Annotated in this window: 10 protein-coding genes and 2 tRNA genes; 5 read left to right on the top strand and 7 right to left on the bottom strand. The window is 52.3% G+C overall.

Features of this window, described 5'->3' with window-relative positions:
• Nucleotides 1–51 precede the first annotated feature (51 nt).
• From ftsH to WC959_09260, 4 genes are all read left to right on the top strand, one after another.
• The gene (gene ftsH / locus WC959_09275) at nucleotides 52–2,064 is read left to right on the top strand and encodes an ATP-dependent zinc metalloprotease FtsH (protein MFA5689320.1); all 2,013 of its coding nucleotides are present in this window, start codon (nucleotides 52–54) and stop codon (nucleotides 2,062–2,064) included.
• 608 nt (nucleotides 2,065–2,672) lie between these two features.
• Nucleotides 2,673–3,344 (top strand): TetR family transcriptional regulator, encoded by a 672-nt coding sequence (locus WC959_09270; protein MFA5689319.1) that lies wholly within the window; start codon nucleotides 2,673–2,675, stop codon nucleotides 3,342–3,344.
• Nucleotides 3,337–4,482 (top strand): efflux RND transporter periplasmic adaptor subunit, encoded by a 1,146-nt coding sequence (locus WC959_09265; protein MFA5689318.1) that lies wholly within the window; start codon nucleotides 3,337–3,339, stop codon nucleotides 4,480–4,482. Before WC959_09270 ends, WC959_09265 begins: the two co-directional genes overlap by 8 nt.
• 3 nt (nucleotides 4,483–4,485) lie before the next feature.
• Nucleotides 4,486–9,060: an efflux RND transporter permease subunit gene (locus WC959_09260; protein MFA5689317.1), complete on the top strand. Its 4,575-nt coding sequence runs from the start codon at nucleotides 4,486–4,488 to the stop codon at nucleotides 9,058–9,060.
• 597 nt (nucleotides 9,061–9,657) lie between these two features.
• Here the strand turns inward: WC959_09260 and WC959_09255 are convergent.
• The 6 genes from WC959_09255 to WC959_09230 form a co-directional block, all read right to left on the bottom strand.
• Entirely contained in the window at nucleotides 9,658–10,728 is a 1,071-nt protein-coding gene (locus WC959_09255; protein MFA5689316.1) for a choice-of-anchor Q domain-containing protein, read from the bottom strand.
• Nucleotides 10,659–13,109, bottom strand: a complete 2,451-nt coding sequence (locus WC959_09250) for an InlB B-repeat-containing protein (GenBank protein ID MFA5689315.1) — start codon at nucleotides 13,107–13,109, stop codon at nucleotides 10,659–10,661. The genes WC959_09255 and WC959_09250 overlap by 70 nt, the downstream gene beginning before the upstream one ends.
• A 496-nt stretch (nucleotides 13,110–13,605) precedes the next feature.
• Nucleotides 13,606–14,397, bottom strand: a complete 792-nt coding sequence (locus WC959_09245; GenBank protein ID MFA5689314.1) for a hypothetical protein — start codon at nucleotides 14,395–14,397, stop codon at nucleotides 13,606–13,608.
• A gap of 46 nt (nucleotides 14,398–14,443) precedes the next feature.
• Nucleotides 14,444–15,625, bottom strand: a complete 1,182-nt coding sequence (locus WC959_09240) for an aminotransferase class I/II-fold pyridoxal phosphate-dependent enzyme (protein MFA5689313.1) — start codon at nucleotides 15,623–15,625, stop codon at nucleotides 14,444–14,446.
• Nucleotides 15,594–16,073: an Lrp/AsnC family transcriptional regulator gene (locus tag WC959_09235; protein MFA5689312.1), complete on the bottom strand. Its 480-nt coding sequence runs from the start codon at nucleotides 16,071–16,073 to the stop codon at nucleotides 15,594–15,596. Before WC959_09235 ends, WC959_09240 begins: the two co-directional genes overlap by 32 nt.
• Before the next feature lie 119 nt (nucleotides 16,074–16,192).
• Nucleotides 16,193–17,020: a TorF family putative porin gene (locus tag WC959_09230; protein MFA5689311.1), complete on the bottom strand. Its 828-nt coding sequence runs from the start codon at nucleotides 17,018–17,020 to the stop codon at nucleotides 16,193–16,195.
• Between the two features lie 321 nt (nucleotides 17,021–17,341).
• Here WC959_09230 and WC959_09225 point away from each other — a divergent pair.
• A tRNA-Pro gene (locus WC959_09225) sits at nucleotides 17,342–17,418 on the top strand.
• Between the two features lie 128 nt (nucleotides 17,419–17,546).
• Here the strand turns inward: WC959_09225 and WC959_09220 are convergent.
• Nucleotides 17,547–17,631, bottom strand: a tRNA-Leu gene (locus WC959_09220).
• Nucleotides 17,632–17,961 lie beyond the last annotated feature (330 nt).

The following is a 17,961-nucleotide window of genomic DNA, read 5'->3' as shown; positions in this document are numbered from 1 at the left end:
TGATTTACCGGAAACCCGGTGATACAATCCCCGTTTATTTTAAGGAATTTTATGGAAAAAAAGATCGAGACCCCGCAAACAGAAAAACGAGATAACCCCAAAAAGCCGCCGCAGGTGAAAGCGCCGGTGCCGATGCGCAATTTTTTCACCATCTTTCTGGTTATCATGGGCATACTGATGTTGCTGCAGATGTTTACGCCGTCAGATCAGCAAAGCCGGATGTCCTATAATCCCGATTTTGTCGAACTGGTGAAAGACGGGCGCATTCGCAACTGCGAAATTATGCGCACCAGTAACGGCGATTTTATCACCGGCGAAAAAACCTCTCTCGACGCCAAAACCGGCCGTCCTGAAAAATTCCGTGTCGATGTCGTTATTACGCCGGATCTGCTCAATATGCTGCAGGCGAATAATGTGACATTTAAATTTCGCCCGGATTCGCAGTTTATGCAGATTTTCTGGAATGTCGTCCCGTTCGTGCTCGTCTTCGGGGTGATCTATTTTTTCCTGTTCCGGCAGATGCGCGCCGCCGGCGGAAAAGCGATGGGTTTTGGCAAAAGCCGCGCCAAACTGCTTGTGAAAGGCGATAAAAAACGGATCACTTTTGCCGATGTCGCCGGCGCTGAAGAAGCCAAAGAAGAGTTGCAGGAAGTGGTCGACTTTCTGAAAAATCCGAAACGCTTTCAGCGGCTTGGCGGACAGATGCCGAAAGGGCTGTTACTCGCCGGAGCGCCCGGTACAGGAAAAACGCTGATCGCCAAAGCGGTCGCCGGCGAAGCGGACGTGCCGTTTTTCTCTATCAGCGGTTCCGACTTTGTTGAAATGTTTGTCGGCGTCGGCGCCAGCCGCGTGCGTGATATGTTCGAGCAGGGACGCAAACATGCACCGTGTATTATTTTCATCGACGAAATCGATGCTGTCGGCCGCAGCCGTTTCACCGGCATCGGCGGCGGACACGATGAGCGGGAACAGACGCTGAACGCTATGCTGGTTGAGATGGACGGCTTTGATACCACAGAAGGTGTCATTATTATTGCCGCCACCAATCGTCCCGACGTACTCGATCCGGCGCTGTTGCGTCCCGGACGTTTTGATCGGCGGGTGTATATTGACATGCCGAACCTTGTCGGCCGCGAAGAAATTTTTAAAATTCACGTCAAAAAAATCAAACTTTCCGAACAGGCGGATCTTAAGAGAATTGCGCGCGGCACACCCGGATTTTCCGGCGCCGATATCATGAACCTCGTCAACGAAGCGGCGCTGCTTGCCGCGCGGCGCGGCGCTGAAGCAGTTGAACAGGCCGACTTTGAAGAAGCGCGCGATAAAGTTGCATGGGGACGCGAGCGCCGCAGCCACATGCTTGATGACGAAGAGAAAAAATTAACCGCCTATCACGAAGCCGGGCACGCCATCGTCCTTGCCAAAACGGAAGAAAGCGAGCCGCTTCATAAAGTCACTATCATTCCGCGCGGCCGCGCTCTCGGCGCTACCATGCAGCTGCCGGAAAAAGACCGTTATACACAAGGCCGCAAGCGCCTTATGGGAATGCTCATCGGCATGATGGGCGGCCGCGCGGCTGAGGAGCTCGTTTTCGGCGACGTCACCACCGGCGCGCAGAACGACATCGAACGCGCCACGCGCATTGCGCGTGCGATGGTTTGCGAATTCGGCATGAGCGAAACACTCGGGCCGCGCAACTACGGCGCCAATCAGGAGCTCATATTCCTCGGCCGTGAAGTCAACCGCACCGAAAATCACAGTGAAAAAAAGGCGGAAGCTATCGACGAAGAGATCGATAAAATTCTGACTGAAGCTCACACCACCGCGCGGCAGATTTTAATAGATCATCGCGAGCGCCTTGAACAGATTGCCGAACTGCTGATCAAATATGAAACACTCGCCGGCGAGCAGGTTATGGAAATTCTGGAAACGGGACTCGTGCCTGAAGATCTGCTTAAAAGCGGTAGCGATGCGCAGCCTGAGGTTCCGCCCGCCGACCTTGAAACTCCGCCGGATGCCGAAGTCACCATTGCGCCGGAAGAAAACGGATCGCCGGACAAATAAAGTAGACGCGGCATCCCCGCCGCGTTCCGTCGGGACGGTTGTTTTGCTTTTAACGCCGGAAACTGTTTAGTTTTTTGACCGGATAACAGGATCAAAATAGAGGATGGGCATCTCCTGTCTCGCCGAAGCTTTAGAGCGTTTAATTTTTATTGTAACCGCGAAAGAACGCATGGAACGCAAGATTTTTGTGAGTTTTTGTGGCTATGACTTTTCTTGATTTGCTCTAGCGAAGGAAGATGCCTGTCCACATACGCAATATTCTCATTTCCATTCGTGTATGAATGCGGCGGGGACGCCGCGTCAGTTTTCACCGCCGGAATTTTATGCGGTCGAAGACAGAACACCACGGCTTTAGCCGTGGATGAATGAGCCTCCTGAATGCCGCGAACGCAAAGTTTCGCGGCGTTCAGGTCAGCTCCGACAGGAGCTGTAATGAAATTAAGAACCCCGGGTTTACCCGGGGGTATCTATTCAGCAGTTATCGATGCAGTGCGGCTTTGGCAGTAAGTTCACCGGCGATTTTACCAGATATTAAAAATTATTCTTGTTATACATACCTGAATGTATGTATAAACCCGGCTTTATTTTTCAGGTGAGAAGGAGCATGCATGAAGAGGACGAAAGCGGAAGCGATGGCGACGAAGGAGAGCGTGTTGAAGTCGGCTCTCGTGCTGTTCAGTGAAAGAGGTTACACCCGCACAACGTTCACTGATATTGCCCGCCGGATCGGTATGACGCGCGGTGCAGTATACTGGCATTTTGAAAATAAACAGACGCTGCTGGCGGAGCTGATAGATCATATGCATGCACAGAAGCAGGAGCGGGTGGGCCTCAATGCGGCAGATATCCGTTCGATCTCAGATTTCCGTGCGGCGTTTGTTGCGTACGCAAAACTGTTGACGGATCCGGTTATCCGCAAATTTGAATTTTTCCTGAATTATCAAATGGAATGGTCGGAGGAGCTTTTGACGCAAACGCATGAGATGATGGCAAAACTTCGGAATGACCCGCTGGATGAATTGAAAAAAAGTTTGTCGGCACCGGCGATCAAAGCGCAGCTGCGGCCGGATGTGAATCTGGATCATCTGGTGATCACGCTGGCATCGTTCTGGGTAGGTCTTTCAAATATTTATCTGGGACATTCCGGTGAGGTGAATTCCAACGGGACAAAAAGGAACGGTACGGCGTTGCTGGATCAAATGGATATCGAGAAAGCGGCGGCGGACGGGTTTGATTTGATTATAGGGTCAGTTTTAAAGAAGGAGTCTGAGCATGAGTAAGAAGAAGGCGGTTTTAACGTACGGCAGCACAGCCGTGATTTCACTGGCGGCCGGCTGGGGGCTGCATCGTCCGGTTTCAAGCATGGTTTCCGGCGACACGCCGGCAATGCCGGCAATTCAGATTCCGGCGGTAACGGCGGTACAAACAAAAGAGGAGCTCATTAAACCGGCGGCGGAATATATCGCCGTAGTGGAGCCGGTTCAGCGCGTCGGCGTTCGCACTGAGGTCCCGGGATACATTGAAAAGGTTCATTTTACAGAAGGCGCACTGGTGAACGAGGGCGACCTGCTGTTTACGATCGATCCGTCGCAGTACAAAGCTGCCGTCGGTGTGCGCCGGGCAGAGCTTGCGCGGGCAGAGGCGGAGCTGAACCGCGCCGAAAAATATTATAAGCGCGTGATGACGGCGGATAAGCGCAGCGTTTCGCAGGTGGATATTGATACGGCGGAAAGCGATCTGTTCAGCGCCAGAGCGGCGATTCAACAGGCGGAGGCCAATTTGAATCTGGCGCAGATTGATTTGAATTATACGGAAGTGCGTGCGCCGGTTAAAGGGCGTATCGGTGTGGCGATCTTCACCAAAGGAAATTACGTCACTTCCTCTTCCGGCAGTCTCGCGAACATTGTTCAGTTTGATCCGGTGCGTGTAACATTTTCAATGACCGACCGCGAATATCTTGCATTCCTCCGCGCCGATCTTGCCGGTCAGGGTCATCTGCGCACAGCTACCGTCCGTCTGCCGGACGGCACGATGGCGCCGGGTGAAGGCAAAAAGGATTTTGACGATAACGCGATGAATCCGTCCACCGGAACCATTGCGATCCGCTATCAGTTTAACAATCAAGACGGGCTGCTCGTACCGGACGGTTATGTAACAGCGGTATTGCACAACCCGAATGATGAAAAGGGTATCATGATTCCGCAGCGCGCCATCATGACCGGCGTAGACGGCATGTTTGTGTTTCTGGTGGATGCCGACGGCGGCGTTTCGTCTGCGCCGGTGACTGCCGGAAAAGCGATCGAGGGGCGCGTAGTAATCACCTCCGGCTTAAAAGCCGGTGACCGCGTGATTGTTGACGGCCTGCAGAAAACAGGGCCCGGCGGAACAGTGAAGGTCTCTCTCATTGAAGGGAAATAAGGTATGATTTCAAGAGTGTTTATTGAACGTCCGCGTCTCGCGGTTGTGATTTCAATTGTACTGATGCTGGCCGGCGGCCTGGCGATTCTTACACTGCCGATCGCCCAGTATCCGCAGGTGACACCGCCGCAAATTGTGGTGTCAACAACCTATCCCGGCGCGAGTGCCGAGGTGGTGGCCGACACGGTTGCCGGTCCAATTGAAGATGCGGTGAACGGCGTGGACGGGATGATCTATATGTCGTCCACCTCCGACAGCTCCGGTTCGTATACGTTATCGGTTTCATTCGAAGTCGGTATGGACGAAGACATCGCGATGGTGAAGGTGCAGAACCGCGTTTCGCAGGCGGAGCCGCTGCTGCCGACGGAAGTCACACAGCAGGGCGTTACAGTTCGTGCACGTTCTTCAGACATGCTCGGGTTTCTCGCGCTGCGGTCACCGAATAAAACCTACGACGAGCTTTATTTGAGCGACTACGCCTACCGCATTATCAAGCCGGCGCTCGAACGTATTCCCGGCGTCAGCAGCGCACAGGTGTTCGGTCCGAAATACAGCATGCGCGTCTGGCTCGACTCCGACCGCCTGAGCGCGCTGGGACTCGGCTCCGGCGATGTGCTGAACGCGATCCGTTCACAGAACATTCAGGCGTCCATCGGTTCTGTCGGCAGCGCGCCGGACAACGATGGAACAGCGCAATCGGTATATATTCTTCAAACCCTCGGCCGGCTGAACGATCCGGCGGAATTTGACCATATTGTTTTGCGCACCGGTGAGCATGGCGCAACAGTTTATATGAAAGATGTCGCACGCGTTGAAAAGGGCGCCGACTCCTATCTGAATCGCGCCCGGTACAACGGCGAAACATCGGTGGCGATGGGTCTGACGCGTTCAACGCAGGCCAATGCGCTCGAAACCATGACGCTCATTAAGAACGAAATGGAATCGCTGAAAAATATGTTTCCGGATGATATGGAATATATTCTGCCGTATGACGCCACGCGCGTGGTGCGCGTCAGTATTCGCGAAATCGTTTACACGCTGCTGATTACTGTTATACTTGTTGTCGGTGTCTGTTATCTTTTCCTGCAGGACTGGCGCGCCACGCTGATTCCGACGCTGACCATTCCGGTTTCACTGCTCGCAACCTTTGCGGTGCTGATGATGTTCGGCTACAACATTAACACGCTGACATTATTCGGGCTTGTGCTCGCTATCGGTGTGGTGGTGGACGACGCCATCGTGGTGGTGGAGCGCGTATTGTATTTGATGGATGCCGAAAAGCTCGACCATAAAACGGCGACCATCAAAGCGATGGAGCAGGTGACCGGTGCGGTGATTGCCACCACGCTTGTACTGCTTGCGATTTTCGTGCCGATCGGTTTTGCCGGCGGCATCACCGGGAAAATTTATCAGCAGTTTTCTGTCGCAATTTCGGCGGCGGTCTGTTTCTCAACGGTGAACGCGCTCACGCTCAGTCCGGCACTCTGCGCGACCATACTGAAGGTGGTAACGCCGAAACAGCACGGTCCGCTGCGCTGGTTTGAAACGGCGCTCAACAAAACGCGCAGCAAGTATGTTTCCGGTTCTATGCGTCTGGCACGGCACAAATTTTTAGCTGTCGCCATCATGCTCTGCGTGTTTTTCGGTATCTGGCAGTATTCAAAAATTATCCCGGCCGCTTTTCTGCCGGACGAAGATCAAGGCGTGCTGCTGGGCTCCATACTGCTGCCGGAAGGTGCCAGCCGTTATCAGACCGAATCCGTGATGAATGAATTTATCGGCGGAATCCATAACGAGCCGGGCATCGACTATGCGTTGCGGGTTACCGGCTTCAGTCTGCTCGGCGGCTCCGGTGAAAACGTCGGATTTTTTGCCATCGGATTGAGCGACTGGGATGCGCGTAAAACTTCCGATCTGCAAATTGGTCCGCTGCTGATGAAATATCAGCAGCGCGCCTCCGCCATTCCCGGCGCGCAGATTAACCTGTTTACACCGCCGGCCATCCCCGGTCTCGGCGCGCAGGGCGGACTCGATATCCGGCTGCAGTCCACCGCTGATATTGATCCGCAGAAGCTCGACTCCGTGCTGCGCAGTTTTCTCGTCGCCTTGAATCAGGCGCCGGAACTGCAGCTTGCTTTCAGTACATACGCCGCGAATACGCCGCATCTGTTTCTGGAGATTGACCGCGTGAAAGCGCAGCTGATGAAAGTCAGCGCACAGGATATTTTCTCGACGCTGCAGAACTATTTCGGATCGCGTTATGTTAACGATGTCAACTTTGACGGCCAGGTGAATAAAGCCATCGTACAGGCCGACTGGGATTTTCGTAATCATGCCGATGACATCGACCGGCTTTATGTAAAAAGCGTCGCCGGCAGCATGGTACCGCTCGGCAGCGTAGTAACCGTCCGGCCGATGGCTGCGCCGCGACTCATCGAACGCTACAATAAATTTCCCGCCGCAACCATCAATGCGATTGCCGGAAAAAATATCAGCAGCGGTACGGCGATGGCTGCCGTACAGCGCGTAGCCGGTGAAGTTCTGCCGGAAGGCTACACCTTTTCGTGGTCGGGCTTGAGTTATCAGGAAGCCATCACAAACGAAGGCTTCGGTAACATTCTGCTCATTGCGATGGCGTTTATCTTTGCGTATCTCTTCCTCGTTGCACAGTATGAAAGCTGGTCGATTCCGCTGCCGGTCATGATTTCGGTGACCACCGCATCCTTCGGTGCCCTGTTGGGCCTGCATCTGCAAGGCCTGCCGCTGAGTATTTATGCCCAGCTCGGCCTGATTCTGCTCATCGGGCTCGCCTGTAAAAACGCTATTCTGATTGTCGAGTTTTCAAAAGACAAGCGGGAGGAGGGGCTCTCCATTATGGATGCCGCCGCCGACGGTGCACATCAGCGGTTCCGCGCGGTGTTAATGACGGCGTTCACCTTTATTCTCGGCATGTGGCCGATGGTGGTCGCCACCGGCGCCGCATCCGCCTCGCGCCGGGCGATCGGCTCGACCGTGTTCTGGGGAATGCTCATTGCAACCTGTTTTGGTATCGTGCTGATTCCGCCGCTCTATGTTCTCTTCCAGTCAATGCGTGAAGGCGTACACAACAAACGCGCCGGCAGGGTATTGAAAGAGGGTGTCGCGAAACTGCGCTCAAAAGCACACCTGCTCATCATTCTGCTCGTACCGTTTCTCTTCGGCGGCTGTCTCTCCGTCGGACCGGACTATAAAGCGCCGGAATGGCAGAGTACCGGATTAAACGAACAGCCGGATGCGAGCATTGCCTCGCTCACCCACTGGTGGACGACACTCAACGATCCGCAGCTCACACAGCTCATTGGCGAAGCACTCATGAATAACCGCGATCTCACCGCCGCCGTCGCATCCGTCCGCGCCGCCCGCGCGCGGCTTGGCATCGCCCGTGCCGCTTACGGACCGGTGCTTGACGGCACCGGCAGTGTCATGCGATCGAAAACCAGCGATTATGTTGCACATACGCATGAAAACGATCTCTATCATGCCGGCTTTGACGCCGCATGGGAAATTGACATTTTCGGAGGAACGCGCCGGTCGGTTGAAGCCGCCGTTGCCGCACTTGAAGCGGCGGACGCCGGCCGCGACAGCGTTCAGGTTTCTGTCGCCGCTGAAACCGCGCAGAGCTACGTCATGCTTCGCGCAAGTCAGCAGCGGCTGCGCGTCGCCCAAAACAATCTTGAAGTTCAGCAGCAGACCTATGAGTTGTTAAAATCGCGTTTCGACAGCGGACTGATAGAAGAGCTGCCGCTGCACCAGGCGCGGTATAATCTCGAAAGCACGCGCGCCGCCATCCCCTCGCTTGAAACGGCTGTCGAGCAGAGTTTGAACGCTCTCGCCGTACTCACCGGCGCCATGCCCGGCACACTGCACGGCCGCCTCGGCACGGGCGGTGAAATTCCGGTCGCGGCACTCGGCGACGTTTTCGGAATCCCGGCGGATGCACTGCGCCGGCGCCCGGATGTGCGTAAAGCCGAACGCGAACTGGCGGAACAGAGTGCCCGCATCGGCGTTGCCAAGTCCGAGTTTTATCCGAAACTCACCCTCAACGGATCCATCGGGCTCGAATCGATAAAAATGGCTGACTTCGGTGATTCCGGTTCCGATTTCTACAGCATTGGCCCCGGAATCCGCTGGGCAATTTTCCGCAGCGGATCCATCCGCAACAACATCAAAGCGCAGGAAGCTGTACAGGAACAGAAACTTGCGGTCTACGAAAATGCCGTGCTGCGCGCCGTACAGGAAACACGCGATGCACTGACCGGTTTTGAAAAAGAACAGCTTCGCCTGCAGTCACTCAGTCATGCGGTCGACGCCGCACGCCGCGCTGAAGAACTGGCCGTTAACCGTTACGACAACGGGCTCGTCGATTTCCAGTCTGTGCTGGATGCCCAGCGCTCCATGCTTACCTTTGAAGATCAGCGGGTGCAGAGCCGCAGTGCTGTAATACAGAACCTCATTCAGCTGTATAAGGCGCTCGGCGGCGGCTGGCAGCCGCTTGAAGGCGAACCCGGCGCGAATAAAAAGGTTGCCAAAACAGAATAGATTTTGTTTCATACCATCCCCGAAAGCCGCGTTTCCCCACGCGGCAAAACCCCGGCCGGAGGGCGCAATGCCCTCCGGCACTTTTTTTTTAAAATCAGATACCGGAGTTAGAGGTTCTTCGTTGTGTGCGTTCGTGCCGGTTAGAGAGCTTTCCGTTTAATTTGCCGCTTTCATTATTGCGCGCCCGCCGGACGCGCCTGCAACTATCGAATTATAAAATTAGAGTGTATTCAGAAAAATTATAGCCGCAAAAAACACAAAAATAAAAATTGGTCCGCAGATGACGCAGATAAGCGCAGATGTTTAAACCACGGGATACACAACACACACGGAAGTTTTGCAGAAAGCATCAGGCATCAGGGATTGCAGAGCGGCAGAGTCGTAGACGCAGCGCCTTCGCCGCGTTCCGTGTTCAGGGTTTTCAGTTTACAGTTGAGAATTGAAAAGTTCTCAGTGCGCGCTGCGGTTTATCTCTCATTCGGCCATAATTATTTTGCGATTGTTGCGCGTTTTTGCGGCTATACATGAATTTAAAATGCTCTGGAGCCGCGGGCGTTGACCGCGGCTCCGGTGCGGTAAATGAAAAGGTATGCGTTTTTATTCCGGTAATTCCACATGTACACGGAAGAAACGATAGGGTGAATTCGTTGCCGATGTCGGATGCCATGCACCGGTTAATGTCTCACACCCTTCGATGATATATCTGCGGGCAGAGCCCAAATCCGGCTCCCAGTAAATTTCAATATCGTCGGCATCAATGCGTTTAAAATACGCATTGAAACAGGCCTCCTGATCCCTTGGATTCACGCCGGAAATATAGTCGCGCCACACTGGATAACCTTTCCCGCAATCCATTTCTGCAGCCGCTTCGTGATTTCCGTTGAGGGCCAGACCGTATTGATCCAGCCAATAATGAGGGACGGGTACGGGTGATGTTTCGGTATATGCGACGAACTCATAGGCACCCATATCCACTGTGCCGTCCTGTATGCGCGGATTGCCGGCAAGGTCAACATCACCCGCAGCAAATGCATTGTTTCCGGCATTAATACACGGCGAATCCGCCTGCAGATAAAGAGTGCCGCTGTCCGCACTGACAAAGAGCGGATCGGCAGCCATATTGCCGTTTCCGGCAGGCAGCGGTGCAGTGCAGGAATAATCAAACACACTGTAATAATGGTTGCTGCCGGTATTGGCGGAATTCCCCCAGACAATACTGTTATTCAGCGTGCTGGACATCGCGCCGCCACCCCAGTCTGCTGTATTGCCAAACAGCGTACAGCCGGTTAAGTCACACTCATATACTCCGCCGCCATCATAACCGGCGCTGTTTCCGCTTAACAGACAGTTATAGAGCCTGCTGTAATACGCGCCGCCGCCGAATTCTACAGAACGGTTCCTCGATAAAATACAGTTGTGCAATGTGCCGTACATCGCGCCGGCGCCGTTTTCCGCACGTCCATTGCGTAACGTGAAACCGGACAGCACTGTATTGGTATGACCCTCTGTTGACCCCAGCGTCGCGCAACGGTTCGCATTACGTCCATCAATCATCGTATGCTGCGCACCGTTGACGCTGCGGATGGTAATGGCTTTATTCACTGTTGAAATCGGGGCATAGGTGCCGTCTGCCACAACAATTTCATAACCATCCGCAGCAATATCCACTGCCGCCTGAATCGTTTTCTTAGCGGTTGCCCGGCTTCTGCCGTCGCCGCTATCATCCGGACGGGCTGCATCAACATACAGTGCAACCGCCCACTGTGCATAAAGGGTATGGTCGGCAGTGTATCCATCACGGTGACGGCGATCACCTGTTCACCGTCTGCCGGAGAGGTAAACCAGCCTTTAAATGCATACCCGTTACGGACAGGAACAACGGGAAACACGTAATTGCTGCCGTAGATTTGTGTTACAGCCTGGCTCGCCGGACTCCCGCCATTAGCATCAAAAATAACCGTATATGTGTCCACCACCAACCAATAAGCATACAAAGTGTGAGCGATATCCGCCGTTACAATAGAGTTTGCCACAATAAACGTTCCTTTGCCATCGGGCTCTGTATACCAGCCATCAAAAATATAACCGAAACGAGCAGGTGCAGGCAGTTCTCCATATTCAAACCCTCGTGCCACTCTCTTATTTTCAGGAGATGTCGTGCCGCCTTGGCCGTCGAAGACAATTGTATAAGAACAATACTCATACGCGCCCATATCCACACGATTGTTATGAATGCGCGGACTGCCGATTAGGTCGACGTCACCAACGACATGGGTATTTACACCTGCATCAATACACGGCGATTCCAGTCTTAAGCGGAAGTCCCCATTTTCTGCATTCACAAATAGTGGATCTGTGTCAATATTACCTGCTCCGGATGGCAGCGGTGCGGTGCAGGAATAAGAAAACGTACCGGAAGAATAGTTGCTGCCATTCGGAGCCGAATTTCCCCAGACAATACAATTATTCAGCGTCCCCTCATGCGCCCCGCCACCATTATAAGCCGTATTCCCGCTCAACGTACAATTATTCAGCGCCCCGTAATACGATCCCCCGCCATCAGAAGCTCCATTTTCGCTCAGCGTACAATTATTCAGCGTCCCGTAATACGTCCCGCCTCCGTAGTAAGCTGTATTCCCGCTCAACGTACAATTATTCAGCGTCCCCCCATACGACCCGCCGCCATCCCTGGAATGCCCGTTCTGCAGCGTGAACCCATCCAAAACGGTATCAAGGTGAGTGTTCGCTAATCCCAGTGTCGCGCAGCGATTTGAATTTCCGCCATCAATGACCGTATGTTGTGCACCGTTAACGCTGCGGATGGTGACCGCTTTATTAGCCGTCGAAATCGGCGCATAGGTGCCGTTCGTGACCATGACTTCATCGCCGGTCATCGCTGCATCAACCGCTGTCTGAATTGTGCGAAAAGCAGAATCCCAGCCGGCGCCGGAACTGTCATTTCCAGCCCCGGAAACATACCAGTACCGGCTTTGGGTTACCGCTACCGTGAATGTGCGGACGCCATCGCTGATCACAAGACTTCCGCTACGACGAGAAATACCAGGATTTGACTGTACATCGAAGATGATCACTCCATCGCCGGTTCCGCTGGCCTGCGTAAGTGTAATCCACTCCGCCGTGGTGCTTGCGCTCCAGGCACTGCCGTCCTGTGCGTAAACCGGCAGCTGAACTGTTTCGCCCCCGACTTCGGTTACGAGCTCTGACTGCGCGGTAAATAACCACTCCGTCACACTGCCGGCGAAGGCGCCCATGTTCACCTGCCCATTCTGAATCATCGCGTTGCCGTCCATATCCACAGCGCATTGCACCAGCTTTGTATTGCCGGCGTTGATACAGGGCGAACCGGATTGAAGACGGTAGTTATCGGTTAGACGTGGATCTGCGGCAATATTACCTGCTCCGGATGGCAGCGGTGCGGTGCAGGAATAAGAAAAAGTACACCCATAATGGTTGCTGCCATGCGGAGTCGAATTCTCCCAGACAATACAATTATTCAGCGTCCCCTGATACGCCCCGCCGCCATTATAAGCCGTATTCCCGCTCAATGTACAATTATTCAACGTGCCCCTATACGCCCCGCCACCATAAGAAGAAGCTGCCGTATTTCCTGTCAGCACACAATTGTTCAACGTCCCGCAATACGACCCGCCGCCAGAACTGGAATACCCGTTCTGCAGCGTAACCCCGTCCAAAACAGTGTTAAAATGGTTAGTGGCTGATCCCAGTGTCGCGCAGCGATTTGAATTTCCGCCATCAATGACCGTATACTGCGCACCGTTGACGCTGCGGATCGTAATGGCTTTATTAGCCGTCGAAATCGGTGCATAGGTGCCGTTCGTGACCAGGACTTCATCACCGGCCACGGCGGCATTAATTGCCGCTTGAATTGTCTTTTTTGCAGCTGCCCAGCTCCGTCCGTTTCCGGTGTCATCCGCACGGTTTGCGTCCACGTAATATGTCGCCGCAGAGCACACACCATGAACGAAGATACTCAGACAAAGAACCCGGATTGATTTTAAAACAATCATTATTATTTCTCCCGCTTTGTTTTCTTGACGAAAAAGTACTCTTTCATCTGTGATGAGTACACTTTAAAATGTGCATTATAACCGTGTTGTATCCCAGGCTGTTACCCTCGTACACTCTTCACAAAGGAACCGTAAGAGCGTTTGTTTGACACAAGCATCGCAGGCGTTTGCGCCGCCGGGTGCCGCTAGAGCATTTTAAATTCATGTATAGCCGCAAAAATTGCAAAATACTTATGGGCAGAATGAGAGATAAACCGCAGAGCGCACAGAGAACGTTTCAACTCTCAATTGTAAACTGAAAACTCCGAACACGGAACGCGGCGAGGGCGCCGCGTCTACGACTCTGCCTCTCTGCTAATCCCTCTTCTGCAAAACTTCCGTGTGTTTTGTGTATCCCGTGCTTTTAACATCTGCGCTTATCTGCGTTATCTGCGGACCAATTTGTATTTTTTGCGTCGATAGTTTTTCAATATTCGCGGTTAGCGCCGGGAAAATTTTAATGACCGGCTTTTGCGTGCTGCTTGAAAAATTTGACGATGAGTTCCGGCGCTTCCTTTGGAAATTCATGTCCGCCGGGATGGATTAATGTAATCAGCGGAGTGCCGGTTTCTGATTTATACATGGTGCCGGTCAGATCGCCGGCAGAGTCCCACGGCTCACTTTCGCCGGTGCATTTGTTGATTATTTTCAGGTTTTTTAACATCCACTCCTGCCATTCATATTTTACGAGCGGATCCGTCCGGCCGGCAATGTGAAGCACCGGTGCCGGTTTTATTCCCGACAACGCTTCCGGATTCAACGATCCGGACGGAGCAAGCGCGGCGAATAAATTTTCACGTACGCTCCAAAGCAAATATGTAAATGCGCCGCCGTTGGAATGCCCCATCGCATAAACGCGATTTTTATCACTCGAAAATTCCTCTTTCAACGTTTTAAAAACGGCATCAAAAAATTTCAGATCGCGGTCGTCATGAATTCCGGAACGATTCTGCCAGCCGGATTTTTTTCCGTCGGGATCGGTCAGTTTGCCCGGCGTCGGTACGCCCTGCATGTAAACAATAACGGCCTCCGGCCAGAGTTCGTGAATACGGAAATTTTTTACCGCGGTTTGCATGGTGCCGCCGTGTCCGTGAAATACAAACACCACCGATACCGGATTGTTTGTTTCCGCCGGAATCCAGAGTATTGCTTCGCGCCGCAATCCTTCAATGTTCCATTCACGGTTTTGGAATTCGGCACTGCCGCCGCCGGCAAAAAGAAGAACCGCAAGCATCAGTTCTTTTTTCATTTTCCATTTTCCTGAACACGGCTGTGTGTGAGCCGTCAATTTCATTTTATAACCGTTGTATAAACCGGTTGATACGAACCAAAGCCTCTTTGATGTCGTCAAGCGCGGTGGCATAACAGCAGCGGACGCTGCCTTCACCGACGGCGCCGAAAGCGGTGCCGGGAACAACGGCAACGCTCTCTTCTTCGAGCAGCCGGAGCGCAAATTCTTTCGAGCTGAGTCCGAATTTACCAATCGATGGAAACATATAGAATGCTCCGCCGGGCAGAAGACAATCGATGCCCATGTCCTTAAATGCGGCATGCATGAAATTCCGGCGCACGCAATAGCTGTCGCGCATTTCGGCAATATCCTTTTCCGGATTTTTAAGTGCTTCGACCGCGGCGCGCTGACTGGTTGTCGGCGCACACATCATGGTGTACTGATGAATCTTCATCATCGCTTCAATCAGTTCCGGCGGCGCACAGGCAAACCCGAGCCGGAAGCCGGTCATGGCCCAGGCTTTTGAAAATCCGTGCAGATACACGGTGCGCTCGCGCATGCCGGGAACGGAAATAAAACTGTGATGCGTGCCGTTATAGGTCAGTTCGCCGTAAATTTCATCCGACAGAACAATCAGGTCATGATCGATGGCGAACGACGCAATGTCTTCGACCTCGCTTTTGGACAGCACGGTGCCGGTTGGATTTGTCGGAAAGTTGACGATTAAAATTTTACTCTTCGGCGTCACCTTTTCTTCGAGCATTTTGCGCGTAAGCTTAAATCCGTTCTCCGCCGGTGTTTCAACGTTTACCGGCACGCCGTACGCCAGCTGAACAGCCGGATTATAAGAGACAAAACACGGTTCGTGATAAAGCACCTCATCCCCGGGATTAATCAGTGCGCGCAGCGCAATATCCATCGCCTCACTCACGCCGACCGTAACGAGAATTTCATTCTCCGGATTATAGGTGACGCCGGTGAATGTTTTTACATAGCCGGAAATGCCTCTGCGCAGACTCGGCAGCCCGAGGTTAGATGTATAACTCGTGGAGCCTTGCTCCAGCGACGTGATTGCCGCTTCGCGAATACGCCACGGCGTAACAAAATCCGGCTCACCGACACCGAGACTGATGACATCATCGCGCTGACTGACAATATCAAAAAATTCCCGGATTCCGGAACGCGGCAGACCGCGCACGAGAGAAGCCGTGCGATTACGGAGAGATGCTGGGTCGTTCGTTTTCATCAGGGGTACGCATTAAAATGTCATTCTTTTTATATGCTTTCAGTACAAAGTGCGTGCTGGTGCCCACCACGCCGGGCAGCGGCGACAGTTTTTCACTTACAAAACTGGCGACTTCATTCAACGTTCTGCCGCTGACGAACAGCAGTAAATCGTATCCGCCGGACATGAGAAAAGCAGAACGCACCTCCGGAAACCGGCTGATACGTTCCGCATTACGGTTGAATCCGCCTTCGCGTTCCGCCATCAGGCGCACCTCAATCACGGCTGTCACAGAGGTATCATCCAGCTTTTCATCATCGATCAATGTCTGATACCCCAGAATGATACCGGCCTTTTCATAGGCATTCAGTTTCGCATCCACTTCGGCGGCACTGCTGCCGAGAAGCTTGGCGAGATTCTCGGAAGATTCCCGCGCGTTGTTTTTTATCAGGTTAAGCAGTTTATCCATCTCATTCTCCGCTACATTAGGCCGTTATATTAATGAGACCGGCCGGCGCGTCTACATTAATCACACAAATAAAAAAGCGCCCCGGAAATGAGGCGCTTTCTGATTCTCTTCCGGTTTGTTTAGAATTTATAGGAAAGAGAGATTCCGCCCCAGACAAGATTGTCTGTTGCGTCATAATGTCTAGTACCATCTTTATTCTTACCGTGCTTATAAGAACCGTCGAGAACGCTGTATTGCAAACGCGCACCCAGCGTCAGGTCTTCGGTCAGGGCATATTCAGCGGCAACGTACGCATTATAATCATTCCAGCCGGAACTTACGCTTTCACCGTACTGTTCGCGCGCCCATTCAGCTTCGGCGAGGCCAATCGAACCGCCAAGAGTCATGTTCAGTGCATCGCTTAACTCGAAAGTATGTGAGAGGCCAAAAGAGCCGTACCAGCCCTGTGCCTGATCACAGTCATAATAGATTTCAACCGTCGGGTTCAAAATAATGCCGTAGAACGTGGAAGAAATGAAGAGTTCCGTTGTGTCTTCCCAGTCGTCGTTACCATCCTTACGATTTACCTGCCCTTCAGATTCCGGAAAGGTAAAATGAGTCAACCCGACAGTGATATCAAAATCATCGGTGTTCACCGGAATTTTATAGCCGAGCGTAAACTCAACTTTCGTAAAGTCTGTATCTTCACGGTTCTTTTTGCCGACGATGTTGTAGTTCGCCCAGATATCAAGGAAGAAGCCTGCTTTTTCAATCGTGACCGCCGGCTGAGCAACCAATGAATCATTAACGACCTGTCCGCGCCATACGTATGCGGAAAACAGATCAACGTTTGCAATTACTGCGACATCTGCTTTTTGTTCAACAATAATCGTGTCCTGAACGGGCACATTCTGCTGTGCAAGCGCAACGCCTGCGGCGATAACTGTAGCTGCTAGAAGTTTCTTCATCGAAACCACTCCTCTCCTGATTAAGGTTCCTCTCCTGTGCGCTGCACACCCCGTGTGTACAGACTGCGTATAAATTATGAAAAACCCTAACATCGACACAGTGCTATTACAAATCTTTTATACAAAAAGCGCACGGAGTTTTTCAGTTTTATTGCCGGTACCCATGATTGAGATGTGATTTTTTACCTCGCAAGGCACCTGATCAAAGTTAAAAACGGAATTTAGTTTCATTCAGCTCACGGTTTTAAAAGTAAAAATGAACTGTTAACAGAATGCTTGCAAAACATCACCGAACAGATATTATGCGCGCTTCTTTTTCGACGGGGTGTGGCTCAGTCTGGTAGAGCGCTACGTTCGGGACGTAGAAGTCGCAAGTTCAAATCTTGTCACCCCGACCAGTCTCTGTTTTTTCTTAGAAAAGTCGCATTGATCTAAAGAATTCATCTTTTCGCTACAACGATTTGCTCCGAAATAGAATAAAAAACAGTGGAAATGAAGCAGGAAATTATGTTCTGAAGAAGATGAATGGTGCGCTTGAGAGGACTCGAACCTCCACACCTCGCGGCACAAGAACCTGAATCTTGCGTGTCTACCAATTCCACCACAAGCGCGTTTTCTGTGAATAGAAAGTGCATACTTAATCAGGAAGAGGGCATAAAGTCAACGGTTTCAAAATGGTTTCTTATTTTATGGGAAAAGGGGTAGATTGTAAAAGCAGGTGTCCGGTTGGAGCTTTTTGGTTCATGCCGTCGTTTCCTCGTTGATACTGATTCATAGTTCAGCCCGGGACCCTGCCGTGACTGATCAGATTATAAACGTATTGCCTCATATAAAAAAGACACCGAAGGGGTGCTGATTTTTGATCGTTGACGGGCATGGGGTAGTTCTTTCGTTATGGTTTGTCAAGCGGCGGTTTTCCCGGCCTGTTTTTTCAGTTCTTC

Source organism: Kiritimatiellales bacterium (assembly GCA_041656295.1).
Lineage (GTDB): Bacteria > Verrucomicrobiota > Kiritimatiellia > Kiritimatiellales > Tichowtungiaceae > Tichowtungia.
The sequence above is the reverse complement of the archived record's forward strand: the minus strand, read 5'-3'. Positions and strand labels throughout refer to the sequence as shown.

Bases quoted from the DNA above. Each gene is read 5' to 3' on its own strand.
- WC959_09230 (MFA5689311.1), bottom strand. From the start codon at position 17,020: ATGAAGAAACTTCTAGCAGCTACAGTTATCGCCGCAGGCGTTGCGCTT.
- WC959_09240 (MFA5689313.1), bottom strand. From the start codon at position 15,625: ATGAAAACGAACGACCCAGCATCTCTCCGTAATCGCACGGCTTCTCTC.
- WC959_09235 (MFA5689312.1), bottom strand. From the start codon at position 16,073: ATGGATAAACTGCTTAACCTGATAAAAAACAACGCGCGGGAATCTTCC.
- WC959_09270 (MFA5689319.1), top strand. From the start codon at position 2,673: ATGAAGAGGACGAAAGCGGAAGCGATGGCGACGAAGGAGAGCGTGTTG.
- WC959_09250 (MFA5689315.1), bottom strand. From the start codon at position 13,109: ATGATTGTTTTAAAATCAATCCGGGTTCTTTGTCTGAGTATCTTCGTT.
- WC959_09260 (MFA5689317.1), top strand. From the start codon at position 4,486: ATGATTTCAAGAGTGTTTATTGAACGTCCGCGTCTCGCGGTTGTGATT.
- WC959_09265 (MFA5689318.1), top strand. From the start codon at position 3,337: ATGAGTAAGAAGAAGGCGGTTTTAACGTACGGCAGCACAGCCGTGATT.
- ftsH (MFA5689320.1), top strand. From the start codon at position 52: ATGGAAAAAAAGATCGAGACCCCGCAAACAGAAAAACGAGATAACCCC.
- WC959_09245 (MFA5689314.1), bottom strand. From the start codon at position 14,397: ATGAAAAAAGAACTGATGCTTGCGGTTCTTCTTTTTGCCGGCGGCGGC.